22 protein-coding genes are annotated in these 25,019 nt (G+C 70.9%); 15 read left to right on the top strand and 7 right to left on the bottom strand.

Annotated elements, in window-relative coordinates:
* Nucleotides 1-35: 35 nt before the first annotated feature.
* Both ACP4E5_RS15625 and ACP4E5_RS15620 read left to right on the top strand, forming a co-directional pair.
* Nucleotides 36-1,316 (top strand): glucarate dehydratase family protein, encoded by a 1,281-nt coding sequence (locus ACP4E5_RS15625; RefSeq protein ID WP_425829086.1) that lies wholly within the window; start codon nucleotides 36-38, stop codon nucleotides 1,314-1,316.
* Nucleotides 1,313-2,311: a 2-hydroxyacid dehydrogenase gene (locus ACP4E5_RS15620; RefSeq protein ID WP_425829084.1), complete on the top strand. Its 999-nt coding sequence runs from the start codon at nucleotides 1,313-1,315 to the stop codon at nucleotides 2,309-2,311. Before ACP4E5_RS15625 ends, ACP4E5_RS15620 begins: the two co-directional genes overlap by 4 nt.
* Before the next feature lie 30 nt (nucleotides 2,312-2,341).
* Here the strand turns inward: ACP4E5_RS15620 and ACP4E5_RS15615 are convergent, their stop codons facing one another.
* From ACP4E5_RS15615 to ACP4E5_RS15590, 6 genes are all read right to left on the bottom strand, one after another.
* Nucleotides 2,342-3,058 carry a sulfite exporter TauE/SafE family protein gene (locus ACP4E5_RS15615; RefSeq protein ID WP_425829082.1) on the bottom strand — a complete coding sequence of 239 codons (717 nt, stop codon included), beginning with the start codon at nucleotides 3,056-3,058 and terminating at the stop codon, nucleotides 2,342-2,344.
* Nucleotides 3,055-4,071 (bottom strand): ABC transporter ATP-binding protein, encoded by a 1,017-nt coding sequence (locus ACP4E5_RS15610; protein ID WP_425829080.1) that lies wholly within the window; start codon nucleotides 4,069-4,071, stop codon nucleotides 3,055-3,057. Before ACP4E5_RS15610 ends, ACP4E5_RS15615 begins: the two co-directional genes overlap by 4 nt.
* Nucleotides 4,068-5,045, bottom strand: coding sequence for an ABC transporter ATP-binding protein (locus tag ACP4E5_RS15605; protein WP_425829078.1), 978 nt, complete (start codon nucleotides 5,043-5,045; stop codon nucleotides 4,068-4,070). Before ACP4E5_RS15605 ends, ACP4E5_RS15610 begins: the two co-directional genes overlap by 4 nt.
* Nucleotides 5,042-6,007 (bottom strand): ABC transporter permease, encoded by a 966-nt coding sequence (locus tag ACP4E5_RS15600; RefSeq protein ID WP_425829076.1) that lies wholly within the window; start codon nucleotides 6,005-6,007, stop codon nucleotides 5,042-5,044. Before ACP4E5_RS15600 ends, ACP4E5_RS15605 begins: the two co-directional genes overlap by 4 nt.
* A gap of 10 nt (nucleotides 6,008-6,017) precedes the next feature.
* Nucleotides 6,018-6,947, bottom strand: coding sequence for an ABC transporter permease (locus ACP4E5_RS15595; RefSeq protein WP_425829074.1), 930 nt, complete (start codon nucleotides 6,945-6,947; stop codon nucleotides 6,018-6,020).
* 137 nt (nucleotides 6,948-7,084) lie between these two features.
* The gene (locus ACP4E5_RS15590; RefSeq protein WP_425829072.1) at nucleotides 7,085-8,656 is read right to left on the bottom strand and encodes an ABC transporter substrate-binding protein; all 1,572 of its coding nucleotides are present in this window, start codon (nucleotides 8,654-8,656) and stop codon (nucleotides 7,085-7,087) included.
* Nucleotides 8,657-8,926: 270 nt separating this feature from the next.
* Here ACP4E5_RS15590 and kdgD point away from each other — a divergent pair, with 270 nt between their 5' ends.
* From kdgD to mutM, 10 genes are all read left to right on the top strand, one after another.
* Nucleotides 8,927-9,841, top strand: coding sequence for a 5-dehydro-4-deoxyglucarate dehydratase (gene kdgD, locus ACP4E5_RS15585; protein WP_425829070.1), 915 nt, complete (start codon nucleotides 8,927-8,929; stop codon nucleotides 9,839-9,841).
* 1 nt (nucleotide 9,842) lies between these two features.
* Nucleotides 9,843-10,814, top strand: coding sequence for a 2-hydroxyacid dehydrogenase (locus ACP4E5_RS15580; protein ID WP_425829068.1), 972 nt, complete (start codon nucleotides 9,843-9,845; stop codon nucleotides 10,812-10,814).
* Between the two features lie 61 nt (nucleotides 10,815-10,875).
* Nucleotides 10,876-13,902, top strand: coding sequence for a helicase-related protein (locus ACP4E5_RS15575; RefSeq protein ID WP_425829066.1), 3,027 nt, complete (start codon nucleotides 10,876-10,878; stop codon nucleotides 13,900-13,902).
* A gap of 103 nt (nucleotides 13,903-14,005) precedes the next feature.
* Nucleotides 14,006-14,605 carry a 16S rRNA (guanine(966)-N(2))-methyltransferase RsmD gene (gene rsmD, locus ACP4E5_RS15570; RefSeq protein WP_425829064.1) on the top strand — a complete coding sequence of 200 codons (600 nt, stop codon included), beginning with the start codon at nucleotides 14,006-14,008 and terminating at the stop codon, nucleotides 14,603-14,605.
* A 26-nt stretch (nucleotides 14,606-14,631) separates the two neighbouring features.
* Nucleotides 14,632-15,111 carry a pantetheine-phosphate adenylyltransferase gene (gene coaD, locus ACP4E5_RS15565; protein WP_425829062.1) on the top strand — a complete coding sequence of 160 codons (480 nt, stop codon included), beginning with the start codon at nucleotides 14,632-14,634 and terminating at the stop codon, nucleotides 15,109-15,111.
* 92 nt (nucleotides 15,112-15,203) lie between these two features.
* Nucleotides 15,204-16,289 (top strand): ATP synthase F0 subunit B, encoded by a 1,086-nt coding sequence (locus ACP4E5_RS15560; protein ID WP_425829060.1) that lies wholly within the window; start codon nucleotides 15,204-15,206, stop codon nucleotides 16,287-16,289.
* A 146-nt stretch (nucleotides 16,290-16,435) separates the two neighbouring features.
* On the top strand, nucleotides 16,436-17,080 hold the full coding sequence (locus ACP4E5_RS15555; protein ID WP_266718907.1) for a YceD family protein: 645 nt from the start codon (nucleotides 16,436-16,438) through the stop codon (nucleotides 17,078-17,080).
* Nucleotides 17,081-17,082: 2 nt separating this feature from the next.
* On the top strand, nucleotides 17,083-17,256 hold the full coding sequence (rpmF, locus tag ACP4E5_RS15550; protein WP_030361955.1) for a 50S ribosomal protein L32: 174 nt from the start codon (nucleotides 17,083-17,085) through the stop codon (nucleotides 17,254-17,256).
* Nucleotides 17,257-17,263: 7 nt separating this feature from the next.
* Nucleotides 17,264-18,064 carry a ribonuclease III gene (gene rnc, locus ACP4E5_RS15545; protein WP_327661406.1) on the top strand — a complete coding sequence of 267 codons (801 nt, stop codon included), beginning with the start codon at nucleotides 17,264-17,266 and terminating at the stop codon, nucleotides 18,062-18,064.
* Between the two features lie 133 nt (nucleotides 18,065-18,197).
* Nucleotides 18,198-19,058: a bifunctional DNA-formamidopyrimidine glycosylase/DNA-(apurinic or apyrimidinic site) lyase gene (mutM, locus tag ACP4E5_RS15540; RefSeq protein ID WP_425829057.1), complete on the top strand. Its 861-nt coding sequence runs from the start codon at nucleotides 18,198-18,200 to the stop codon at nucleotides 19,056-19,058.
* A 24-nt stretch (nucleotides 19,059-19,082) separates the two neighbouring features.
* Here mutM and ACP4E5_RS15535 read toward each other — a convergent pair whose 3' ends face one another.
* On the bottom strand, nucleotides 19,083-20,024 hold the full coding sequence (locus tag ACP4E5_RS15535) for a CAP domain-containing protein (protein WP_425829055.1): 942 nt from the start codon (nucleotides 20,022-20,024) through the stop codon (nucleotides 19,083-19,085).
* 152 nt (nucleotides 20,025-20,176) lie between these two features.
* Between ACP4E5_RS15535 and ACP4E5_RS15530 the strand changes: the two genes are divergently transcribed.
* From ACP4E5_RS15530 to smc, 3 genes are all read left to right on the top strand, one after another.
* On the top strand, nucleotides 20,177-20,458 hold the full coding sequence (locus ACP4E5_RS15530) for an acylphosphatase (RefSeq protein ID WP_425829053.1): 282 nt from the start codon (nucleotides 20,177-20,179) through the stop codon (nucleotides 20,456-20,458).
* A gap of 381 nt (nucleotides 20,459-20,839) precedes the next feature.
* Nucleotides 20,840-21,043, top strand: coding sequence for a hypothetical protein (locus ACP4E5_RS15525; protein ID WP_306318751.1), 204 nt, complete (start codon nucleotides 20,840-20,842; stop codon nucleotides 21,041-21,043).
* Between the two features lie 223 nt (nucleotides 21,044-21,266).
* Nucleotides 21,267-24,863, top strand: coding sequence for a chromosome segregation protein SMC (gene smc, locus ACP4E5_RS15520; RefSeq protein WP_425829050.1), 3,597 nt, complete (start codon nucleotides 21,267-21,269; stop codon nucleotides 24,861-24,863).
* The last annotated feature ends 156 nt before the right edge of the window (nucleotides 24,864-25,019 follow it).

Genomic DNA, 25,019 nt, shown 5'->3' with positions numbered 1-25,019 from the left:
TGTCTACGTACGTAGACGCGTGCCAGGATCCGGTCATGTCTGACTCTGAGAAGCACCGGATCTCCGAGGTGCGCGTGACGCCGGTGGCCTTCCGCGACCTTCCGCTGCTCAACTCCGTAGGTGTGCACGAGCCGTTCGCCCTGCGCTCGGTCGTCGAGGTGGTGACCGACAGCGGCCTGTGCGGGCTCGGTGAGTCCTACGGGGACCTGCCGCATCTGGGTCGCCTGGAGCGGGCGGGGCAGCGGCTGATCGGCACGGACGTCTTCGACCTCAACGGCGTCTGGCGCGCCGTCAACGAATCGCTGGCAGCCGACAGCGGTGTGGGCGGGCACGGGATGAGCGGGATGGTGACCGACAGCTCCCTCGCCGACCGGGTCGTCTCGCCGTTCGAGGTCGCCGCGCTCGACCTTCAGGGCAAGGCCGTCGGCCGCCCGGTGAGCGACCTGCTGGGCGGCGCCGTGCGCGACCGCGTCGCCTACAGCGCGTACCTCTTCTACAAGTGGGCCGGGCACCCCGGGCAGGACGAGGACGGGTGGGGTGCGGCGCTCGACCCCGAGGGCCTGGTCCGGCAGGCGCGGCGCATCATCGACGCGTACGGGTTCGGCGCGATCAAGCTGAAGGGCGGCGTCTTCCCGCCCGAGGAGGAGATCGAGGCGGTCCGGGCGCTGCGCGCCGCCTTCCCCGGGCTACCGCTCCGGCTGGATCCCAACGGGGCCTGGAACGTGGCCAGTTCGGTCAAGGTCGGCCAGGAACTCGACGGGGTCGTCGAGTATCTGGAGGACCCGACGCCCGGCATCGAGGGCATGGCCCGCGTCGCGCGCGAGGTGTCGATGCCGCTCGCCACCAACATGTGCGTGGTCGCCTTCAAGCACCTGCCGCCCGCCGTGCGGCAGGACGCCGTCCAGGTGGTGCTGTCCGACCACCATTTCTGGGGCGGCCTGCGGCGGTCCCAGCGGCTCGGCGCGATCTGCGAGACGTTCGGCATGGGGCTCTCCATGCACTCCAACTCGCACCTGGGCATCAGCCTCGCGGCCATGACCCACCTCGCCTCCGCCACCCCGAACCTCGACTACGCCTGCGATACGCACTGGCCGTGGAAGGACCCCGCGGAGGACGTCGTCGTGCCGGGCGCGCTCACGTTCGAGGACGGCGCGGTCGCGGTGCCCACCGCCCCCGGCCTCGGCGTCGAACTCGACCGTGACGCGCTCGCCCGGCTGCACGAGCAGTACCTCACCAGCGGCATCCGCGAGCGCGACGACACCGCCTACATGCGCCGCTTCCGGCCGGAGTTCGACCCGACGGTGCCCCGGTGGTGAGCGGGGGAGCGGTGCGGCCGCTGGAGGTCCTGGTCACCGAACCGGTCATGGAGCGGTTCAGGGACGTGCTCACCGAAGGCGGCGCACACCGCTGGACCTTCGCGTACGGGGACGATCCCGTGGCCCGCGCCGCCGCCGCGGCCACCGCCGACGTCCTCGTGTGCTCCGCGGCCGACCGCGAACTCCTCGCCGGGATGGACCGGCTGCGGCTGCTGCACGTCACCGGGGCCGGCTACGACAGGATCCCGCTGGCCGCGCTGCGGCCCGGGGTGCGGGTGGCGAACACCTTCCACCACGGCCGCTCCATCGCCGAGCACGTGGTGATGGTGTCGATGATGCTGCTGCGTGACGTCGCGCGCGGGGAGCGGGACCTGCGGGCCGGCGTCTGGCGCAACGTGGTCGTCGACCGGTCCTACCCCTTCGGAGGCGTCCTCGCGGGGCGCACGATCGGCGTCCTCGGCATGGGCGAGATCGGTGGCGAAGTGGCCAGGGTGGCGGGCGCGTTGGGCATGCGCGTGCGCACGGTGCGCCGCGACCCGGGCGCGCCGCCGCCTGCCGGGGTCGACCTGGAGTGGGTGGGCGGGCAGGACCGGCTGCACGAGATGCTCGGCGCCTGCGACGTGGTCGTGGTGACGGTGCCGCTGAGCGAGGAGACGCGCGGGCTGGTCGACGCCGCCGCGCTCGCCGCGATGAAACGGTCCGCCGTGCTCGTCAACGTCGCCCGGGGCGCGGTCGTCGACGAGAAGGCGCTGCACGCGGCGCTGAGCGACGGCACGATCGCGGGCGCCGGCCTCGACGTCTGGTGGCGCAACCCGCGCGAGCCCGCGGCGCCGCCGCCCTCGCACCTGGACTTCACCGGGTTCGACAACGTGGTGCTCACGCCGCACCAGTCGGGCCACACCGAGGAGACCTTCCGCGGCCGGGCCGAGGACATCAGGGCCAACGTCGACGCGCTCGCCGAGGGACGCCCGCTGCGCAACGTCGTAGTGGAGTGAGTGAGGCACCCCGCTGGGGGGGGGCCGGTCTCACACCAGCTGCTCCCCGATCAGCAGCACCGCCCCCAGCGCCGACACCCCGATCGCGGCCCAGCGCAGTCGGCGGGCGTCCATGAAGCGGTTCACGTAGCGCGAGAGGGCGTAGCCGATGACCGGCGCGGGGGCCAGCACGGCCGACATCAGGAGCGTGTGCGTACCGATGGCGCCCGTGGACGCGAGCGTCGCGACGGAGAGCACCGAGCCGATGAGGAAGAACCCGCTCATGGTGCCGCGCAGCACGGGTGCGTCCTTGCCCTGCCAGACGAGGGCCATCGGCGGGCCGCCGATCGAGGTCGCGGTGCCGAGGAGCCCGGACGCGGACCCGGCGAGCACCAGGGCCGGACGGCGTGGTCGCGGTGCCCAGCCGAAGCAGGTCAGTACGACGCCCAGGAGCACCACGCCGGACAGCATCAGGGCGAGGCTCTGGGGCGGCAGCGCGGCCACGAGCAGTGCTCCCGCGACGGTGCCTGGCACCCGGCCGACCAGCGCCCAGCCGGTGCCCCGCAGGTCGATGTGCTGCCGCTCGGCCACCGTCACGAGGAGGGTGAGCACGCCCGCCTGAATGATCAGCGTTCCCGGTACGAGGGACGGGTCCACGACGGCGACCACGGGCGCGGCGAGCATCCCCATGCCGAAGCCGATGGACGCCTGGAGGCAGGCGGCGACCACCATCGCGACCGAGACGACCAGATAGCCGGTGAGCGTCACAGGCCGCCCCCGCCCGCGGCCACCAGACCGGACGTGTCCTCCAGCGGATGGAAGCAGGCCGCCGTGTGGCCCGGGTCCTGTGGGTCGACGGCCGTGTCGGGCGCGGCCGAGGCGCACGCGTCGGTCGCCTTCCAGCAGCGGGTGCGGAACCGGCAGCCGGACGGCGGCGCCAGCGGCGAGGGCAACTCGCCCTGGAGGACGATGTGTTCGCGGCGCGCGTCGGCGTCGAGGGACGGCGCCGCCGACATCAGCGCCGAACTGTACGGGTGCAGGGCGCGCTCGAAGACGGACTCCGTGTCGCCCTGTTCCACGACGCCGCCCAGGTACATCACCATCACGCGGTCCGCGACGTGCCGGACCACCGACAGGTCGTGGGAGATGAAGAGATAGCTGACGCCGAGCTGTCGTTGCAGATCGTTGAGGAGGTTGAGCACCTGCGCCTGCACGGACAGGTCGAGCGCGGAGACCGGCTCGTCGCAGATGATCACGTCGGGGGAGAGGGCGAGCGCGCGGGCGATGCCGATGCGCTGGCGCTGGCCGCCGGAGAACTCCTGCGGGTAGCGCTGCTCGTCGCCCTTGCGCAGCCCCACGAGATCGAGCAACTCCCTTACGCGGGCGGCGCGTTCGACCGCCGTCGGGTGCAGGGACCTGTGGGTGCGCCACGGTTCGCCGATGATCTCGCCCGCCGTCATCCGGGCGTTGAGCGAGGCGAACGGGTCCTGGAAGACCATCTGCACCCGGCGCCGCCACGCCAGCAGCTCCGCGCCCTTGAGCGCGAACGGGTCCACGCCGTCGAAGCGGACCTCGCCGCTGTCGGGCCGCTCCAGCATGAGCAGCGTGCGCGCCAGCGTGGACTTGCCGCAGCCCGACTCCCCGACGAGGCCGAGGGTCTCGCCGCGCTTCAGATCGAAGGAGACGCCGTTCAGGGCGCGCAGCCCGCGCTTCTTGCCCGCGCCCTGGACCTGGAACGTCTTGGTGAGCTCGCGTACGCGGAGAAGAGGCTCGTGGTTCATCGGGTCACCTCGTCGGAGAAGTGGCAGGCGGCCGTGCGGCCAGGCGCGACCTCGGCAGGCTGGGGGCGTCGTTCCCGGCACAGGTCGCGCACCAGCGGGCAGCGGTCCTGGTAGACACAGCCGGACGGGATCGAGTGCAGGTCCGGCGGGGCGCCGCCGATGGACCTCAGCTCCTCGCCGCGGGCCGCGTGCACCGGCACCGAGTCCAACAGGCCCTTCGTGTACGGGTGGCGGGGCGCGCCGAACACCTCGCGCACGGGCCCGGACTCGACGACGGTGCCCGCGTACATCACCACGACCTCGTCGGCCTGCTCGGAGACGAGGGCCAGATCGTGGGTGATCAGTACGACACTCATGTCCCGCTCCTCGCGCAGGTCCCGCAGCAGCTGCATGATCTGCGCCTGCACGGTGACGTCGAGCGCGGTGGTCGGCTCGTCGGCGAGGAGCACGGACGGCGAGAGCGCGACCGCGATGGCGATCAGGAGACGCTGGCGCATACCGCCCGAGAACTGGTGCGGATAGGCGTCCACCCGGCTCTCCGGCTCCGGGATGCCGACCCGGTCCATCAGCTCGACGGCCTCCTTGCGGGCCTGTCGGCGGGACATCCCGCGGTGGATCCGGAACGGCTCGGCGAGCTGGGTGCCCACCGTGTAGACCGGGTTGAGGGCGGTGAGCGCGTCCTGGAAGACGATGGCGAGTTCGGGTCCCGCGAGCGCGCGCCGGGTCCGCTCGTCGGCCGCGACCAGGTCCGTGCCGTCGAGCAGAACCCGGCCCTCGCTCACCTCGGCGGCCGGGTCGAGCAGCGACATGACGGCCTGCGCGGTCATCGACTTGCCGCAGCCGGACTCGCCGAGCAGGGCGAGCGTACGGCCGCGCCGCGCCCGGAAGCTGACCTTGTCCACGGCGCGTACGGTGCCGTGCGGGGTGCGGATGTCGACGCTGAGGCCGTCGACTTCAAGGGCGGTTGCGGTCACGACGTGGCCTCCTGGCGAGCCGGGGCGGCGCGGCGCCGCGCCTTGCGGGGCAGCGCGAGACGCCAGCGCTGCGCGGGGTCGGTGGCGAGCCGCGCCCACGAGGCGAGCACGGTCGCGGAGACCGTCGTGACGATGATGGCGAGCCCGGGGAAGAAGGTCAGCCACCATGCGCTCTGCAAGTACGTACGCCCCTGCGAGACCATCAACCCCCAGCTCACGTCGGGTGGTTGGATGCCGATGCCGAGGAAGCTCAGCGAGGACTCCGCGAGCATCACGTAGCAGAATTCGAGGGTGGCGAGGGTCAGCAGCGTCGGCAGCACGATCGGGAAGACGTGCCGGCGGATGATCGCCCCGCTGGACGTGCCGAAGGTCCGCGCCGCGTCGACGAACAGGCGGCTCTGCAACTCCGACGACTCCGAGCGGGCGGTGCGCAGATAGACCGGGAGCCGGGTGACGGTCAGCACCAGGACGAGGTTGGCGATGCTCGGCGAGAAGACGTACAGCACGACGACCGCCATGAGCAGTGAAGGGAAGCTCATGATGACGTCGGCCACGCGCATCGCGACCGTCTCCCGGCGCCCGCGGTGGTAGCCCGCCCACATGCCGATCACCGAGCCGACGGCCAGCGCCAGCAGCACCGCGGGTACGGCCACGCTGAACGTGGTGCGGGCGGCGACGATCAGCCGGGCCAGCATGCTCTGGCCGAGCGGATCGGTGCCGAGGATCCCCAGCCAGCCGTGGTCGAGGGAGAACGGCGCCTGGTTGGCGTTCTTCAGGTCCTGGTCGGTGGCGGAGTCGCCGAGCAGCGGCGGGCCGAGGACCGCGGTGAGCGCGATCAGGACGAGCAGTACGGCGGCCACGGTGGCGACCCGGTCGCGCAACAGCATTCGCCACAAGGGGATTTGGCTGCCGCGCGGTGCGGAGGGCGCGGCAGCGGCGGGCTTGTCGGTCGAGGTACTCACGGCGTCCTCCTCAGGCCGTCGCCGTCTCGCGCACGCGCGCGTCGAGCAGCGCGTAGCAGACGTCGATGACGATGTTGAGCGCGAAGATGGTGATCGCGGTGATCAGCACCGCGGCCTGCAGCACCGCGAAGTCGCGGCCCAGGATGGAGTCGATCATCAGCTTCCCGATGCCCGGCCAGCCGAAGATCGTCTCCACCACCACGGCACCGTTGACCAGCGAGACGGCGAGGTCGCCCGCGACGGTGAGCGCGGGCGCGGCGGCGTTGCGCAGCGCGTGATGGCTGACCACGCGGACGCTGCCGGCTCCCTTGCTGCGGGCAAGGCGTATGTACGGGGCGGAGAGCGCGGAGACCATGGCGCCGCGCACCACCTGCGTGAGCACGCCGAGCGGCCGGATCACCAGCGTCGCCACGGGCAGCACCCACGACAGCATGCCGTCGGTGACGCCCGAGGTGGGCAGCGCGCCGAGGGTGACGGCGAAGATCCATACGCCGGTGATCGCGAACCAGAAGTCGGGGACGCTCGCCGCGGTCATGGACAGGAACGAAGAGACGCGGTCGGCAAGGGAGTTGGGCCGGAACGCGGCCCAGCTGCCGATGACCACCGCGCCGACGACGGCGATCAGCATCGTCGCGAAGGCGAGCTGAAGCGTGGCGGGGAAGGCCCGCAGCGCCATCGTCGCCGCGGACTCGCCGGTGCGCAGCGACTCACCGAAGTCGAGCTGGAACACGCCGCCGAAGTAGTCGGCGATCTGCTGCCAGATCGAGTGGTCGAAGCCGTTGCGGGCGGCGAACGCGGCGCGCTGGGCCGGGGTGGCGGATTCGGGCAGGTACAAGGACGAAGGGTCGCCGGTGAGCCGCGCGAGGACGAAGACCCCGAGGAGCACCGCGACCAGCGGCAGGATGCTGGTCAGCGTGCGGCGTCGAAGAAACTGGAACATCGCTGTCCCTAGGTCGGAGGGGCGGGCGGGCTTTCAAGCCCTGGCGGGCGGGTGGGTCCGGGCAGATCCAGCCCCGCCGGCGTTTGAGGCGCGGGGTCCGGGCGGAGCCCCGAGGGCGGGGTGGACGCGCCGCCCTGTCAGTCGGCGTGCGTGAACTCGGCCAGGCGCATCTCGTCGCCCGTCGCGGAGTCGGGCCGATACCGGACCCCGTCCGCGAGCGAGACGATCCCGTACATGTGCGCCACGTACGCGTACTGGGCGATCTCGGTCGGCTCCTGGCCGAAGATCCGGCCCAGCGCCTCTTGGCGCTCGTCCCCGGTGAGGGCCTCCGCCGCCCGGATCCTCCGGTCGAAGGCGGCCGTGCCACCGGAACTCTGGAACCCCTTGCTCAGCAGGTACTGATCCATGGAGAACGCCGCGTCACCGGCCTGGTTCCCGTGCTGGATGAGCAGCAGATACGGGCCCGTGTTCTTGGGAAACGGCCGCTCCTGGAACTCCGTGCTGCCCGCGGTGTCCTTCATCTGGATCTTGACGTTGAGGCCGAGCTTCGCCAGCTCGTTCTGGATGACCTGCACGGTCTCGTCGACCTTCGGGAAGAGCGCGGTCCGGCTGATCAGCCGGATCTGCTTCCCGGTATCGACGCCGTCGGCCTTCGCCTCTGCGAGCAGCTTCCGCGCCTTCGCGAGGTCGGTCGGCCAGGGCTTCAGCCCCTTGTCGTGGCCGGTGATCCCGGAGGGCACGAGCTGGGACGCGACCTTGGCGTCGCCCTGGTAGAGGGAGTCGACGATGCCCTTGCGGTCGATCGCGTAGTTGATCGCCTCGCGCACCCGCTGGTCGTTCAGCGGCGCCTCGCCGAGCTGCATGCGCAGCGCGGTGGTCTCGTTGTTCGGATACGTGACCGCGGTGTCGCCCGCCCCGTCCTGCGGACCGAGCGAAGTAGCCACGTCCGCCTCGCCGTTGGTGACCATGGCGGCGCGGACGCTGCCTTCGGGACGCCACTGGTAGAGGGCCTTGCGGTAGGCGGGGGCCTTGCCCCAGTACCGCTTGTTGGCGGCGAGGGAGAGCCTGAGGCCCGGCTCCCAGTCGGCAATCCGGTACGGGCCCGTGCCGATGGGCTCGCGCACCTTCTTCTTCGCGTCGGTCGACGTCGGCACCATCTCGATGAAGGAGAGCCGCAGCGGCAGGATCGGGTCCGCCTCGGGGGTCGACACCTTGAGGGTGTGAGCGTCGGGCGTCGACAGCTTCACGTCCATGTCCCCGAAGACGTAGCCCTCGACATTGCAGCCGAGCTTCGAGTTGACCGCGCGGTCGATGGAGTACGCCGCGTCCTTCGCGTCGAACCGCGAACCGTCGCTGAACCGGACGCCCTCGCGGATGGTGTACGTCCACTGGGTGGCGGAAGTGCGCTTCCAGGCGGTCGCGAGCTTCGGCCGGAGACTGCCCGACCGCGGATCGCGCTCGGTCAGCGGCTCGGTGATGTTGGAGCGCACCACCACACCGGTGGAGGTCAGCGAGGACTCGCAGGGTTCGAGTGTGGGCGGCTCCTCCGGCAGCACGACGCGCAGCGTGTCCTTGCCCGCCGTCACCGACGCGCTGTTGGCCACGGTGCAGCCGCTCGCGGCGAGTGTGCAGACGAGCGCCGACGCGAGTGCCGCCCGCCGGCGGAGCGCACCGGCGCGGGCCCGACCGGGTATGGGAACAGGGGGCATGGGGCTTCCTCCACCGCGACAGGCTCAGCATGTCTACGGATGTCCACGGATGTAGACGCCGTTTCGATTTGTGGACGCACGGTAAGTGTGGGTTCTGAGGCGCGTCAAGAGATCGCGCAGGCACGGAAGTTGGGCGCCCGGCCGCCGCGAGACAGGATCGGCGTTCTTATATGTAGACGTCATTCCCATCCGTGATCATCGTCTGTTAGCTTGCGGACGGCCGCCCTCATCCGCCAACACCCCGATCAGCCAATGCCCTTGGAGATCCCCATGGCCCGTTTCTCGCCCGATGATCTGCGCCGCGTCCTGGGCTCCGGTCTGCTGTCCTTCCCCGTCACCCACACCAGGCCCGACCACTCCTTCGACGAGCCGGCCTACCGCGCGCACCTGCAGCGCCTGTCCGGGTACGACGTGGCGGGCCTGTTCGCCCCGGGCGGCACCGGCGAGTTCTTCTCGCTCAGCCACACCGACGTCGACGCGGTGCTGCGGGCGACCGTCGCCGAGGCACGGGACGGGCTGCCGATCATCGGGGCGGCCGGATACGGCACGGCGACCGCCGTGGAGATGGCCCGGCGGGCGGAGGAGGGCGGCGCCGACGGCATCCTGCTGCTGCCGCCCTATCTCACCGAGGTCGGTCAGGAGGGGCTCTACGAACACGTGGCCCGGGTCTGCGCGGCCACCTCGCTCGGCGTGATCGTCTACCACCGGGCCAACGCCCGTTTCAAGGCGGCGACGGTCGACCGGCTCGTCGCCCGGTTCCCCAACTTCATCGGGTTCAAGGACGGCGTCTGCGACATCGACCTCATGGCCCGGCTGCACGCCGAGCACGACGGGCGGCTCGTCCTCATCGGCGGCCTCCCGACGGCCGAGACCTACGCGCTGCCCTACCTCGAACTCGGCGCCACCACCTACTCGTCGGCCATCTTCAACTTCGCCCCGCAATGGGCCTGCGACTTCTACGCGGCCGTGCGCGCCCACGACAAGACGCAGGTCTACGAGCGGCTGCGCGAGTTCGTCCTGCCGTACATCGCGCTGCGCGACCGGCAGCCCGGCTACGCGGTGTCGATCGTGAAGGCCGGCCTCACCGTCTCCGGCCACGGCGCGGGCCCGGTGCGCCCACCGCTGACCGACCTCACCGAGGCGGAGCACGCCGAACTCGCCACGCTCGTGAAGAAGGTGATCTGACATGGCTCCCACCGATGCGCGTACCGGCCGCGTCCTCGCCGTCGGCTCCCTCAAGCCCTCCCTCGCCCAGACGCTGAGCACCACGTACGACGCTCTCGTCCTTCCGAAGGAAGGACCGGAACGCGACAGCTTCCTCACGCGCTACGGGAGTGAGGTCGGCGTCGTCGTCACCTCGGGCCGCGCGGGCGTCGGCACCGAGCTCATGACCGCGCTGCCGCGCCTCGGCGCCGTCGTCAACTTCGGGGTCGGCTACGACACCACCGACGTCGAACTCGCCCTGGAACGCGGCATCCTGGTGAGCCACACCCCCGACGTGCTCACCGACTGCGTCGCGGACACCGCGCTCGGCCTCACCCTCGACGTACTGCGGGGGATCTCCGCCGCCGACCGCTACGTACGCGCGGGGCGCTGGCCGGGGGAGGGGCCCGTTCCGCTGGCGCGGCGGGTCAGCGGCGCGCGGGTCGGCGTGCTCGGGCTCGGCCGGATCGGGCGGGCCATCGCCAACCGGTTCACGGCGATGGGCTGTCCGATCAGCTACCACAGCCGCCGCGAGGTGCCCGGCGTCGACTACACGTACGCGGCCTCGCCCGCGGAGCTGGCAGCCGGCGTCGACGTGCTGGTGGTCGCCACCTCGGGCGGCGCCGCCACCAGCGGACTCGTCTCCCGTGAGGTCCTGGAGGCGCTCGGCCCCGACGGCTACCTCGTCAACATCGCGCGCGGCAGCGTGGTCGACGAGGAGGCGCTCGTCGACCTGCTGGCCAACGGCGGACTCGCGGGCGCGGGACTCGACGTCTTCGCCGCCGAACCGCACGTGCCGCAGGCGCTGCTCGCCCTGGACAACGTGGTGCTCACACCCCATCTGGCCAGCGGCACCGTCCAGACGCGGGACGAGATGGAGCGGTTGACCCTGGACAATCTGGCCGCCTACCTGGCGCACGGGAAGCTGGTGACGCCGGTGCCGGAGATGCCCTGACGGCAGCTGACAGCAGGGGATGTCGGGGGACGGTCGGTGATTGTCAGTGGTGTGGTGTGCAATGGATCTCGTGCCCGCGCTCGAAGAACCACTGAAGAAGGTGCTCGGCCCCGCCACCGCGAAGGTGATGGCCGAGCACCTCGGCCTGCACACGGTCGGTGACCTGATCCACCACTACCCGCGCAGATACGCGGAGCGGGGCGAGCTCACCCGCCTCGCCGACCTCCCGCTCGACGAGCATGTGACGGTCGTCGCGCAGGTCGCCACCGCCCGCATCCTGAAGTTCAACGGCGGCAGGGGCCAGCGCCTCGAAGTCACCATCACCGACGGCAGCGGCCAGCTCCAGCTCGTCTTCTTCGGCCGCGGCATCCACAAGCCGCACAAGGACCTGCTGCCCGGCACGCGCGCGATGTTCGCCGGCAAGGCCTCGGTCTTCAACCGGAAGATGCAACTGGCGCACCCCGCCTACCAGTTGCTCAACACCGAGTCGTCCGACGAGGCGGCGGAAGCCGTCGGCTCGTGGGCCGGGGCGCTGCTGCCGATCTACCCGGCCACGGCCAAGCTGGAGTCCTGGAAGATCGCCAAGGCCGTCGACCTGGTGCTGCCCAGCACGCGCGAGGCCGAGGACCCGCTGCCCGAGTCGCTGCGCGAGGGCCGCGGCCTCGTCCCGCTGCCCGAGGCCCTGCTCAAGATCCATCGGCCGCACACGAAGGCCGACATCGAGGACGCCCGCGACCGCCTCAAGTGGGACGAGGCGTTCGTCCTCCAAGTGGCCCTCGCCCGGCGCCGGTTCGCGGAGACCCAGCTGACCGCGGCCCCGCGCGTGCCGCAGGAGGACGGCCTGCTGACCGCCTTCGACGCGAAGCTCCCCTTCACGCTCACCGAAGGCCAGCAGAAGGTCTCCAAGGAGATCTTCGACGACCTGGCCACCGAACACCCGATGCACCGGCTGCTCCAGGGAGAGGTGGGCAGCGGCAAGGCCCAGCCACTCGACTCACTGGTCCTCACGCCGGAGGGGTACGCGAGGATGGGTGATATCGCCGCAGGGGACGAAGTCGTCGCGCCGAGCGGTGAGATCGCGGTGGTGGACGGTGTCTTCCCGCAGGGCGAGCGCGACGTGTGGCGGCTCGTTCTCTCGGACGACAGCGTGGTGGAGTGCGATGACGAGCACCTTTGGTACGTCGGTACCAGTCGTGCCTGGAGCGGAGGGCAGGCCCCGAAGATCCTGACGACCCGGGAGATCAGGAACGATCTGCACGAAGCCACCGGCTCACCGAAGTGGTACCTCCCCGTGATCACGCCCGTGGATCTGGGGGGCGGGGCGGAGCCTCCCTCGGACCCGTACCTGTTCGGGAGCCGCCTTCGGGGCTCGGCGTCGCACGAAGAGTTCCTCCCCGATGACTTCAAATACACCACGATCAAGAATCGCCTCGCGGTGCTCCAGGGGCTCATGGACACGGACGGCACTGTGGACACGCAGGGCCTGAGTGTCACCTTCTCCTCGGCCTCACGGAGGCCGGCGGACGACGTGGCGTGGCTTGTCAGGTCGCTCGGCGGCACGGCACGCGTGCTGGCGAACAAGGACGCCTTCGACGTGTCCATCGCTCTCCCGGATACGTACCCGCCCTTCCGGCTGCCGCGTAAGGCAGATCGCATGAAGGCGCGACCGGAGGACGACACGTTCCGACGGGGTGTTCGCGCGGTCGAGTACGTGGGGCGCAAAGCAGTTCAGTGCATCAGCGTCGCCCATCCGAGTCGGGCCTACGTCACGGACAACTTCACCGTCACGCACAACACGATGGTGGCGCTGCGCGCCATGCTCGCCGTCGTCGACGCGGGCGGTCAGGCCGCCATGCTCGCGCCCACCGAAGTCCTCGCGCAGCAGCACCACCGCTCCATCACCGAGATGATGGGCGAGCTGGCCGAGGGCGGGATGCTCGGGGGCACCGAGCACGCCACCAAGGTCGTCCTGCTCACCGGCTCGATGGGCATGGCCGCCCGCCGCCGGGCCCTCCTCGACCTGGCCACGGCCGAGGCCGGCATCGTCATCGGCACGCACGCGCTGATCGAGGACAAGGTGCAGTTCGACGACCTGGGCCTGGTCGTCGTGGACGAGCAGCACCGCTTCGGCGTGGAACAGCGTGACGCCCTGCGCTCCAAGGGAAAGCAGCCGCCGCACCTCCTGGTCATGACGGCGACGCCGATCCCGCGCACGGTCGCCATGACGGTCTTCGGCGACCTGGAGACGTCCGTCCTCGACCAGCTCCCGGCCGGCCGCTCACCGATCGCGAGCCACGTCGTACCGGCCGCCGACAAGCCGCACTTCCTCGCGCGCGCGTGGGAGCGCGTGCGCGAAGAGGTGAGCAACGGACACCAGGCGTACGTGGTCTGCCCCCGCATCGGCGACGACGAGGACGAGAAGCCCAAGAAGGGCGCCGCCAAGAAGCAGTCCGCCGAGGACGAGGCGGAGAAGCGGCCCCCGCTCGCCGTGCTCGACGTCGCGCAGGAGCTGGCGCACGGCCCGCTCCAGGGCCTCAAGGTCGAGGTCCTGCACGGCCGCATGCAGCCCGACGACAAGGACGCCGTGATGCGCCGCTTCGCGGCGGGCGAGACGGACGTCCTGGTGGCGACGACCGTCATCGAGGTCGGTGTGAACGTGCCGAACGCGACGGCGATGGTGATCATGGACGCCGACCGCTTCGGCGTCTCGCAGCTCCATCAGCTGCGCGGCCGCGTGGGCCGTGGCTCGGCGGCGGGCCTGTGCCTGCTGGTCACCGAGATGCCGGAGGCCGCCCCCGCGCGCGCCCGCCTCGGCGCCGTCGCCTCCACGCTCGACGGCTTCGAGCTGTCCCGGATCGACCTGGAGCAGCGCCGCGAGGGCGACGTGCTCGGCCAGGCCCAGTCCGGGGTGCGCTCCTCCCTGCGGATGCTCGCCGTGATCGAGGACGAGGAGATCATCGCCGAGGCGCGGGAGGAGGCGACCAGAGTGGTCACGGCGGACCCGGAGCTGGCCGGCCTGCCGGCCCTGCGCATCGCGCTGGACGCCCTCTTGGACGAGGAACGCGAGCAGTACCTGGACAAGGGCTGAACCCGCGCGGGTGACCGGAGCGCCCGGCAGGCGGCCGACGGACGTGCCCTGACAGACTGACCCCGCACCACAAGCCGCGAAAGACAAAGGACGTACCAGCGCGATGACCCGCGTGATCGCCGGAACCGCCGGGGGCCGCCGCCTCGCCGTGCCGCCGGGCAACGGCACCCGGCCCACCTCCGACCGGGCACGCGAGGCCCTCTTCTCCACCTGGCAGTCGCTGCTCGGCGGCAGCCTCGACGGCACCCGCGTCGCCGACCTGTACGCGGGGTCCGGCGCCGTCGCCCTGGAGGCACTCTCCCGCGGCGCCGCCCACGCACTGCTCGTCGAGGCCGACGCCCGCGCCGCCCGCACGATCCGCGAGAACATCCGCGCGATCGGCCTGCCGGGAGCGGAGGCACGTACCGGAAAAGCGGAGCAAATCGTCGCGGGCCCGCCGCCGGCCGCCCCCTACGACCTGGTCTTTCTCGACCCCCCTTACGCCGTCTCCGACGACGATCTTCGAGAGATCCTGCTCACACTCCGCACGCGGGGCTGGCTCACGGACGAAGCGCTCGTCACCGTGGAACGCAGCACCAGAGGCGGCGAATTCCGGTGGCCGGACGGCTTCGAGGGCCTGAGGTCCCGTCGCTACGGCGAGGGCACGTTTTGGTACGGTCGCGCCGCCTTGAACACCACCCTCACGTGCGACGACGCACGATGACCGGACCGGAGAGCGAGGGACTTCCCGTGCGCCGCGCAGTCTGTCCGGGGTCGTTCGACCCCATCACCAACGGCCACCTCGACATCATTGCCCGAGCCTCCAAGCTCTACGACGTCGTACACGTCGCGGTGATGATCAACCAGTCCAAGAAGGGGCTGTTCGAGGTCGAGGAGCGGATCGAACTGATCCGCGAGGTCACGGCCGAATTCGGCAACGTGGAGGTGGAGGCCTTCCACGGCCTCCTCGTCGACTTCTGCAAGCAGCGCGACATCCCGGCCATCGTGAAGGGCCTGCGCGCCGTCAGCGACTTCGACTACGAGCTGCAGATGGCCCAGATGAACAACGGCCTGTCCGGCGTGGAGACCCTCTTCGTCCCCACCAATCCGACGTACAGCTTCCTGTCGTCCTCCCTGGTCAAGGAGGTCGCGACCTGGGGCGGCGACGTCTCGCACCTGGTTCCGGAGCAGGTCAACGCGGCCCTGACGGAGCGCCTTCCCAAGAAGTGACGCGCACGCGCACGTTGGGCTTACAGTCGTCTCGTCCGTCTCCAACACCCCAGTCGTAACCGGCGTCTAGACGAGAGAGTGGCGAGCACACGGTGGACGTGCAGAAGAAGCTCGACGAGATCGTCGCAGCGGTCGGCGGCGCGCGCTCGATGCCCATGTCGGCCTCGTGCGTGATCAACCGCGCCGACCTGCTCGCGATGCTCGAAGAGGTGCGCCAGGCGCTGCCCGGCTCCCTCGCGCAGGCCCAGGAGCTCATCGGCGGCCGCGAGCAGATGGTCGAGCAGGCCCACGCCGAGGCCGAGCAGATCATCGAGAACGCCCGGGCCGAGCGCGGCAGCCTGATCTCCGACACGGAGATCGCCCGCCGCGCCCAGGCCGAGGCCGACCGGATCCTCGCCGAGGCCCGCCAGGAGGCCGAGGAGGTCCGCGCGGAGGCCGACGACTACGTCGACTCCAAGCTGGCCAACTTCGAGGTCGTCCTCAACAAGACGCTCGGCTCGGTCGGCCGCGGCCGCGAGAAGCTCCTCGGCACCGGCACCGGCCCCGGCGTCGACGAGGCGGGCTACGAGGACGAGGACGCCCCCGAGCGCAGCCACGACCCGGAGACGCTGCGCCGGGACGCCGACGCGTACGTGGACACCAAGCTCGGCGCGTTCGAGGCGGTGCTCGCCAAGACCCTGGACGCCGTCGGCAAGGGCCGCCAGAAGCTGCACGGCCGCATCGCCAGCGACGACCTCGGCACGCTGACCGTGGACGGCGAGGGCCAGGCGCACACCAGCGACGCCGACTACCTCGCGGGCCTCGCCGAGATCGGCGGCGCCCAGACGCAGCCGGTCGCGGCGCAGCCCCCGCAGGTCCCCCAGATCCCGGCCCAGGCCCCCGAGCCGGTGTACGCGCAGCACGGCCAGGATCACGGCCAGGATCCGTACGGCGGCTACCAGCAGCAGCCCTTCCCCCAGCAGGACGCCTACGGCACCTACCAGCAGGACCCGTACGCGGCGTACCAGCAGGATCCGTACGGGTACCAGCCCCAGCAGCAGGACCCGTACGCCTACCAGCAGCAGCATCAGCAGGCACAGCCGCAGCAGGCCCAGGACGGCGCGCTCGACGAGACGAGTCTCTTCGACACGAGCATGATCAGCCTGGAGCAGATGCGGCAGTACGAGCAGGGGCGCTGAGCCGGTACCGGGGGCAGATTGGGCCATGAGCGAAAGGTCCAGTACCCTGGTTCTTCGGTCGCGCGTAGCACGTGCGTTCCGAGCTGCCCGGAAATTCGGGGCAGCAATCCCCACATGAGCTTCGAAGAACGAAAGCAGGACCAGCCCTGAACACCCACCTCGACCACCGCAACCCGTTCGTGTTCGATACGCACGAGCTGGGTCGGCGTCCTGGTGCCATGCAGCGGCTGTCCCGCACGATCGACGCTCCCAAGGAGTTCGGCCTCCTGGGAGTCATCGAGGTGCCGGAAGGCGCCCCGGTGGAGCTCGACCTCCGCCTGGAGTCGGTCATGGAAGGGGTGCTTGTCACAGGCACCGCCCGTGCATCGGCCAAGGGGGAGTGCGTAAGGTGTCTGGAGCCGCTCGTCCAAGAGGTCGATGCGGACTTCCAGGAGATGTTCTCGTACCCTGACGCCGACGACCGGGGCCGTGTGAAAGCGGAACCGGCCGACGACGCCGAGGAAGACGAGGACAGGCTCTTTCTCGAGGACGGCCTGTTCGACCTCGAGCCGGTGCTGCGTGATGCGGTGGTGCTCGCACTGCCGATGCAGCCGGTGTGCCAGGAAGACTGTGAAGGTCTGTGCTCCGAGTGCGGAGTGCGGCTTTCGGACGAGCCGGGCCACCACCACGACGCCGTCGACATCCGTTGGGCGGCATTGCAGGGACTCGCTGAATCCATCCAGGACGGCGAGAAGGACGAGATGAGCGGCGCCGAAGCGCAAGCGGGCGTCGACGAGAAGCAGGAGAAGTAGCCGTGGCTGTTCCGAAGCGGAAGATGTCGCGCAGCAACACGCGCCACCGCCGGTCGCAGTGGAAGGCTGCGGTCCCCACCCTGGTTTCGTGTGAGCGTTGCCAGGAGCCCAAGCTGCAGCACATCGCGTGCCCGGCTTGCGGCACCTACAACAAGCGCCAGGTCCTCGAGGTCTGAGCGGCTGGTGAGAGGCACAGTGTCGAGCCCCAAGAAGGCGGATGACGCCAAGAAAAAGGTGGACACGACAGCCTCGTCCCACACGCTTCTGGAAGGGCGGCTCGGGTACAAACTCGAGTCCGCCCTTCTGGTGCGCGCGCTGACGCACCGTTCGTACGCGTACGAGAACGGCGGCCTGCCGACGAACGAGCGCCTGGAGTTCCTGGGCGACTCGGTCCTCGGCCTCGTGGTCACCGACACTCTCTACCGCACCCACCCCGACCTGCCTGAAGGCCAACTGGCCAAGCTGCGGGCCGCGGTGGTCAATTCGCGTGCACTTGCGGAGGTCAGCCGCGGGCTCGACCTGGGTTCCTTCATCCGGCTCGGCCGGGGCGAAGAGGGCACGGGCGGCCGGGACAAGGCGTCGATTCTCGCCGACACCCTTGAAGCGGTGATCGGTGCGGTCTACCTGGACCAGGGTCTGGACGCGGCGGGCGAGCTCGTCCACCGTCTCTTCGACCCGCTCATCGAGAAGTCCTCGAATCTCGGTGCCGGCCTGGACTGGAAGACCAGTCTCCAGGAGCTGACGGCGACGGAGGGACTCGGCGTGCCCGAGTACCTGGTCACCGAAACCGGCCCGGATCACGAGAAGACCTTCACTGCTGCCGCCCGCGTCGGAGGCGTCTCGTACGGCACCGGCACCGGCCGCAGCAAGAAGGAAGCGGAGCAGCAGGCCGCAGAGTCCGCGTGGCGTGCGATTCGCGCGGCGGCGGACGAGCGGGCCGCTGCCGCGGATGCCGCGGCGGTCGATACGGCCTCCGGAGCGTAACCGCTCCGCTTCCTGAGCCCGTTCCCACCGGCCTACCCGGTGGGAACGGGCTTTGCATATCCCCACGCCGCGGGGCTCCGCCCCGGACCCCGCGCCTCAATCGCCGGCGGGGCTTGATGGTCGGAGGACCCCTGTGCCTGAGCTGCCCGAAGTCGAGGTTGTTCGTCGCGGTCTGGAGCGCTGGGTGGCGCATCGGACCGTCGCCGAGGCCGAGGTGCTGCACCCGCGCTCCGTGCGCCGGCACATCGCGGGCGGCGAGGACTTCGCGTCCCGCCTCAAGGGGCGGACGATCGGCGAACCGAGCCGCCGCGGCAAGTACCTGTGGCTGCCGCTCGAGGGCACGCACACCTCCGTCCTCGCCCACCTCGGCATGAGCGGCCAGCTCCTGGTGCAGCCGCACGAAGCCCTCGACGAGAAGCACCTGCGCATCCGCGTCCGATTCGCCGACGGCCTCGGCACCGAGCTGCGCTTCGTCGACCAGCGCACCTTCGGCGGCCTCTCGCTGCACGACACCGACGACGCCGGTCTGCCCGACGTCATCGCGCACATCGCCCGCGACCCGCTCGACGAGCTCTTCGACGACGCCGCGTTCCACACCGCGCTGCGCGCCAAGCGCACCACCATCAAGCGGGCCCTGCTCGACCAGTCCCTCATCAGCGGCGTCGGCAACATCTACGCGGACGAGGCACTGTGGCGCGCGAAGCTGCACTACGAGCGCCCCACGGCGACGTTCACCCGCCCCCGCACGGCCGAACTCCTGGGCCACGTAAGGGACGTGATGAACGCGGCGCTCAGCGTCGGCGGGACGAGCTTCGACTCCCTGTACGTGAATGTGAACGGGGAGTCGGGATACTTCGACCGCTCCCTCGACGCGTACGGGCGCGAAGGGCTGCCGTGCCGGCGCTGTTCCACGCCCATGCGCCGACGGGCGTGGATGAACCGGTCCAGTTACTACTGCCCGCGCTGCCAGCGCCCGCCGCGCGTCGCGACGTAGGGACGACGGCAGGGACGCAGGGCGTCAGTAGCCGAAGTCCTGCGTCCACCACGGCCCGCCCGAGCCGAAGTGCACGCCGACGCCCAAGGTCTTGAAGTCGCAGTTCAGGATGTTCGCCTTGTGGCCGGGGCTGTTCATCCAGGAGTCCATCACCGACCGGGCGTCGGCCTGGCCGCGCGCGATGTTCTCGCCGCCGAGGTCCGCGATGCCCGCTTCCTTGGCGCGGTCCCAGGGCGTCGCACCGTCCGGGTCCGTGTGGTCGAAGAAGTCCCGCGAGGCCATGTCGTCGCTGAACGACGTGGCGAGCGAGGCGAGGCCGCTGTCCGCCGTCACCGGGGAGCAACCCACCTTCGTACGCTCCTGGTTGACGAGGGCGAGGACCTGGGTCGAGGCCGCCTTCTCCGTGGCGGTCGCCGAGCCGCCGCCCCCGCCGGAGGGCGCCTTCGTCGGCGCCGCCGACGAAGGGGCGGACGTCGCCGGGCTCGCGCTCTTCGTCCTCGTACCGCTGCCGTCGGCGGCGGACCGGGACGGCCGCGTGTGCTTCGACGGCTCGGAGGACCGCGGCGCGGCGTTGGACGCGGAGCGCGAAGGCGTCGCGGACGGCGTGGCCCGCTCGGTGTCGCGGCTCGCGGCGGACGGCGCCCGGTCGTCGACCGCACCGCTCGTGCCGCCCTGCGCCGTGACGTCGGGGGAGTCGGCGGCCTCCACCTTGCTGCCGCCGTCACCGCCGAACTTGAAGCTCCCGCCGCCGGGTATCAGCCCTGTGGTCACCGCGACCGCGCCCATCGCGACCGCGGCGGAGGCGCCGAGCAGGCCGGTGCGCAGCGGGACACCGTCGCGCCGCTTGCGGTGGTGGGAGGTGGCGGGCCGCGCCGGAGGCGAGGGGTGCGGTGGGTACTCCGCGTAGCCCTGCGCAAAGTCGCTCGCGTGCGGGCGGCCGGCGGCGGAGCGTCGGTGGCGTCCCATGTCCTGGCCTTCCTGGTCCTCTTGGTCCTCGCGGTCGTCACTGGGGTGCGTGCTTCTCACCCGTACGGGTGAGGTTCGATGGTCGGGGACGCTACCCCAACTCCCCAGTGGGCGAAGTGCTCCGAGTGCTTTTGGCCGGTTAGCGTGCACCCATGAACGAAGAAGTACGACTCACCGCCTGGGTGCGGGGACGCGTCCAACGTGTGGGTTTCCGGTGGTTCACCCGTGCACGTGCGCTGGAGATCGGCGGCCTGAGTGGTTTTGCTCTCAATCTGGACGACGGGCGTGTCCAGGTGGTCGCCGAGGGACCGCGCGTCGGATGCCAGCAACTGCTCGACTGGCTCCACGGTGACGACACACCCGGCCGGGTCGAGGGTGTGACTGAGATCTGGGACACGCCCCGCGGCGGCTACGACGGGTTTGCCATCCGCTGAGTCGTTACCGCAGGCGGGCCCGGGTGAGGGGGCGCGGGAAGTGCCGCGGGCACCTGCGGGCGGCAGAAACGCCCTGGTGGTTGCCAAGTACGGGGACTCGTGGCAGGCTCCCCGGGAACGGATGATCTCTACGCCCCCGGGCCCCGGACGTGAGGCCGTACCGCAGGTTCTGCGGCGCGAAGCCCCCGGTTTGCCCGCCAATACGGGGCGTGATCGTGTTGACCGTCAAACTTTTTGGTGAGACTCTGGAAGTCCCCGCGCACCTTAGCTGTTTGGCATGTGAGAACGGCAGCAAAACAAGAAGTGCCAAGCACCGCGGGTGCGAATCCCTCACGACCCACACCGCTTCGGTCGGTCACTCATTGTGGAGGACCATCCATCATGGCAAAGGCGCTTCTCGGTTACGTCGGCGGCAGCGACCCGCGACTTCTCGCCGAGATGCGACGGCTCCAGCAGCGCGTCCAGGACCTCGAATCCGAGCTCGGCCGTATTCAGGCCGAGAACGACGCGCTCGCGGCTGCCGCTTCTCACGACTCTCTCATCGAGGGTATCGACGTACCCCAGGCGGAGCCTGCGCTCACCTGACCACCCCCTAGCGACCCGGGTGGTCGGGCACCGCCCGTAACCAGCCGCTCGACAGAGTTATCAAGGGACGCTTCGGCGTCCCTTTTTCTTCCCGGCCGTACTTCCGGGACTCCGGTGCACCGGCTTTCCCTGACGTTCTTTACGTCTGATGTGCCCTGCATGTTCACGGGTGAAACCGTGGGTTCATGGAGTGAGACAGGGGTGCCGGGTAGAGTCCGACGGCGTGCACCTCAAGGCTCTGACCCTGCGCGGGTTCAAATCGTTCGCCTCGGCCACCACGTTGCGGTTCGAGCCGGGCATCACCTGCGTCGTGGGCCCCAACGGCTCGGGCAAGTCCAATGTCGTGGACGCCCTGAGCTGGGTCATGGGCGAGCAGGGTGCCAAGTCGCTGCGCGGCGGCAAGATGGAGGACGTCATCTTCGCCGGCACCACCGGGCGGCCGCCGCTCGGTCGCGCCGAAGTCTCGCTCACCATCGACAACTCCGACGGCGCGCTGCCCATCGAGTACGCCGAGGTCACCATCACGCGGATCATGTTCCGCAACGGCGGCAGCGAGTACCAGATCAACGGCGACACCTGTCGACTCCTCGACATCCAGGAGCTGTTGTCGGACTCCGGCATCGGCCGCGAGATGCACGTCATCGTCGGCCAGGGCCAGCTCGACGGCGTGCTCCACGCCGACCCCATGGGCCGCAGGGCCTTCATCGAGGAGGCGGCCGGCGTCCTCAAGCACCGCAAGCGCAAGGAGAAGGCGCTGCGGAAGCTGGACGCGATGCAGGCCAACCTCTCGCGCGTACAGGATCTGACCGAAGAGCTGAGGCGGCAGTTGAAGCCGCTGGGCCGACAGGCCGCCGTCGCACGGCGGGCCGCCGTCATCCAGGCCGACCTGCGCGACGCGCGGCTGCGGCTGCTCGCCGACGATCTCGTACGGCTGCGGGGAGCGCTCAGCGCCGAGGTCGCCGACGAGGCGGAGCTGAAGCGGCGCAAGGGCGCGGCCGAGGAGGCGCTGAAGAAGGCGCTGCTGCGCGAGGGGCACCTGGAGGACGCGGTCCGGCAGTTGACGCCCAGGCTGCAGCGGGCGCAACAGTCCTGGTACGAGCTGTCGCAGCTGGCCGAGCGGGTGCGCGGCACCGTGTCGCTGGCCGACGCGCGGGTCAAGAGCGCCACGTCCGCGCCCGCGGAGGAGCGGCGCGGGCGTGACCCCGAGGACCTTGAGCGCGAGGCCGCGCGGGTGCGCGAGCAGGAGGCCGAGCTGGAGGCCGCGCTGGAAGCGGCGCAGGTCGCGCTCGACGAGACGGTCACCCATCGGGCGGAACTCGAGCGGGAGTTGGCGGTCGAGGAGCGCCGGCTCAAGGATGTCGCGCGGGCCATCGCCGACCGGCGGGAAGGCCTCGCCCGGCTCCAGGGGCAGGTCAACGCGGCGCGCAGCAGGGCCGCTTCCGCGCAGTCCGAGATCGACCGGCTCGCGGCGTCCCGCGACGACGCGCAGCAGCGGGCGGTCGCCGCGCAGGAGGAGTACGAGCAGTTGCGGGCCGAGGTCGACGGGCTCGACGCCGGTGACGAGGAGCTCTCCACGCGGCACGAGGAGGCCAAGGCCGCGCTCGCCGAGGCGGAGGCCGCGCTGAGCGCCGCGCGGGAGGCCGCCACGTCCGGGGAGCGCAAGCGCGCGGCGCTCGCGGCCCGGCACGAGGCGCTCGCGCTCGGACTGCGGCGCAAGGACGGCACGGGTGCGCTGCTCGGCGCGAAGGACCGGTTGACCGGGCTGCTCGGCCCCGCCGCCGAGTTGCTGTCGGTGGAGCCGGGGTACGAGGTGCCGGTGGCGGCGGCGTTCGGCGCGGCGGCCGACGCGATCGCGGTGACCACGCCCACGGCCGCCGCCGACGCGATCCGCCTGCTGCGCAAGCAGGACGGCGGCCGGGCGGCACTGCTCCTGACCTCGGACCCGGCCGATCAAGCCCCTGCGGCGCACGCTGCGCCTCAAGGCGAACCCCGGACCACCCAGGACCCCCCACACGCGGCGGAGCTGATCCGCGGACCCGCCGAGTTGATGCCCGCGGTGCGCCGGCTGCTGCACGGCATCGTGGTCGTCGGAACCCTGGAGGACGCCGAGGACCTGGTGTACGCGCGGCCCGAGTTGACCGCGGTGACCGCCGAAGGGGATCTGCTCGGGGCGCACTTCGCGCACGGCGGGTCGGCCGGGGCGCCCAGCCTCCTGGAGGTGCAGGCGTCCGTCGACGAGGCCGCCGCCGAGCTCGAGGAGCTGGCGGCCCGGTGCGAACAGTGGGCAGAGGCGCAGCACGCCGCGGCCGAGCGGCGCGGCGAATGTGCCGCGCTCGTCGAGGAGTTGGGGCAGCAGCAGCGGGTCATAGAGCGTGAGCGTTCCGGGCGCGCCCAGCAGCTCGGCCGCCTCGCCGGGCAGGCGCGGGGCGCCGCGGGCGAGGCCGAGCGCAGCACCGCCGCCGCGGCCAAGGCGCAGGACGCGCTGGACAAGGCCGTACAGGACGCCGAGGAGCTGGCCGAGCGGCTGGCCGTGGCCGAGGAGCAGGCCCCCTTCGGGGAAGGAGCGGACGAGGAACCCGACACGTCCGCGCGCGACCGCCTCTCCGCCGACGGTGCCAACGCGCGGCAGACGGAGATGGAGGCGCGCCTCCAGGTGCGTACCCACGAGGAGCGGGTCAAGGGGCTCGCGGGGCGTGCCGACTCGCTCGACAGGGCCGCCCGCGCCGAGCGCGACGCACGCGCGCGTGCCGAGCGCCAGCGCGCCCGCCAGCAGTACGAGGCCGCCGTCGCCGAGGCCGTCGCCTCCGGCGCGCGCCGGCTGCTCGCGCATGTCGAGGTGTCCATCACCCGGGCCGACGAGGAGCGGACCCTCGCCGAGCGGGCGAAGGCGGCGCGTGAGCAGGAACTGGGGGCCGAGCGGGCCCGTGGCCGCGAGCTGAAGGAAGAACTCGACAAGCTGACGGATTCGGTCCACAAGGGCGAGGTACTCGGCGCCGAGAAGCGGCTGCGGATCGAGCAGCTGGAGACCAAGGCGCTGGAGGAACTCGGTGTCGAACCGGCCGGACTCGTCGCGGACTACGGTCCCGACCAGCTCGTGCCGCCCTCGCTCCCCGCCGAGGGCGAGGAGCTGCCGGAGGACCCCGAGCACCCGCGCAACAAGCCGCGCCCCTTCGTCCGTTCGGAGCAGGAGAAGCGGCTCGCCTCCGCCGAGCGCGCGTACCAGCAGCTCGGCAAGGTCAACCCGCTGGCTCTGGAGGAGTTCGCGGCGCTGGAGGAGCGCCACAACTTCCTCAGCGAGCAGCTGGAGGACCTGCGGAAGACCCGCGCCGACCTGCTTCAAGTGGTGAAGGAGGTCGACGAGCGCGTCGAGCAGGTCTTCACCGAGGCCTACCGCGACACCGCGCGCGAGTTCGAGGGCGTCTTCAGCCGGCTGTTCCCGGGCGGTGAGGGACGGCTCGTCCTGACCGACCCCGAGAACATGCTCACGACGGGTGTCGATGTCGAGGCCCGCCCGCCGGGCAAGAAGGTCAAGCGGCTCAGCCTGCTCTCGGGCGGCGAGCGGTCCCTGACCGCGGTGGCGCTCCTCGTCGCCATCTTCAAGGCGCGCCCGAGCCCGTTCTATGTGATGGACGAGGTGGAGGCCGCGCTCGACGACACCAACCTGCAGCGCCTCATCCGCATCATGCGGGAGCTGCAGGAGGCATCGCAGCTCATCGTGATCACGCACCAGAAGCGCACGATGGAGGTCGCCGACGCGCTGTACGGCGTCTCCATGCAGGGCGACGGCGTGTCGAAGGTCATCAGCCAGCGGCTGAGTTAGCCCCCTAGCCAGACCCCCTCTACCAGTGTTCAAGTCTTGAACACTGGGCGACACTCCCATGCCTGTAAATTCACAGGACCCGAAGTATTGACTTCAAAACATGAAGGCATAGTCTCTGCAACGTTGCTTTTACCTTCAGGTGGTGGGTGGCGTGAA

The sequence above is a fragment of the Streptomyces fractus genome, from assembly GCF_049844455.1.
Lineage (GTDB): Bacteria > Actinomycetota > Actinomycetes > Streptomycetales > Streptomycetaceae > Streptomyces > Streptomyces fractus.
The sequence above is the reverse complement of the archived record's forward strand: the minus strand, read 5'-3'. Positions and strand labels throughout refer to the sequence as shown.

Excerpts from the sequence above, each read along its gene's own strand:
- ACP4E5_RS15625 (WP_425829086.1), top strand. The coding sequence starts at position 36 with ATGTCTGACTCTGAGAAGCACCGGATCTCCGAGGTGCGCGTGACGCCG.
- ACP4E5_RS15610 (WP_425829080.1), bottom strand. The coding sequence starts at position 4,071 with ATGAACCACGAGCCTCTTCTCCGCGTACGCGAGCTCACCAAGACGTTC.
- ACP4E5_RS15595 (WP_425829074.1), bottom strand. The coding sequence starts at position 6,947 with ATGTTCCAGTTTCTTCGACGCCGCACGCTGACCAGCATCCTGCCGCTG.
- ACP4E5_RS15590 (WP_425829072.1), bottom strand. The coding sequence starts at position 8,656 with ATGCCCCCTGTTCCCATACCCGGTCGGGCCCGCGCCGGTGCGCTCCGC.
- kdgD (WP_425829070.1), top strand. The coding sequence starts at position 8,927 with ATGGCCCGTTTCTCGCCCGATGATCTGCGCCGCGTCCTGGGCTCCGGT.
- ACP4E5_RS15580 (WP_425829068.1), top strand. The coding sequence starts at position 9,843 with ATGGCTCCCACCGATGCGCGTACCGGCCGCGTCCTCGCCGTCGGCTCC.
- ACP4E5_RS15575 (WP_425829066.1), top strand. The coding sequence starts at position 10,876 with ATGGATCTCGTGCCCGCGCTCGAAGAACCACTGAAGAAGGTGCTCGGC.
- rsmD (WP_425829064.1), top strand. The coding sequence starts at position 14,006 with ATGACCCGCGTGATCGCCGGAACCGCCGGGGGCCGCCGCCTCGCCGTG.
- ACP4E5_RS15535 (WP_425829055.1), bottom strand. The coding sequence starts at position 20,024 with ATGGGACGCCACCGACGCTCCGCCGCCGGCCGCCCGCACGCGAGCGAC.
- ACP4E5_RS15530 (WP_425829053.1), top strand. The coding sequence starts at position 20,177 with ATGAACGAAGAAGTACGACTCACCGCCTGGGTGCGGGGACGCGTCCAA.
- ACP4E5_RS15525 (WP_306318751.1), top strand. The coding sequence starts at position 20,840 with ATGGCAAAGGCGCTTCTCGGTTACGTCGGCGGCAGCGACCCGCGACTT.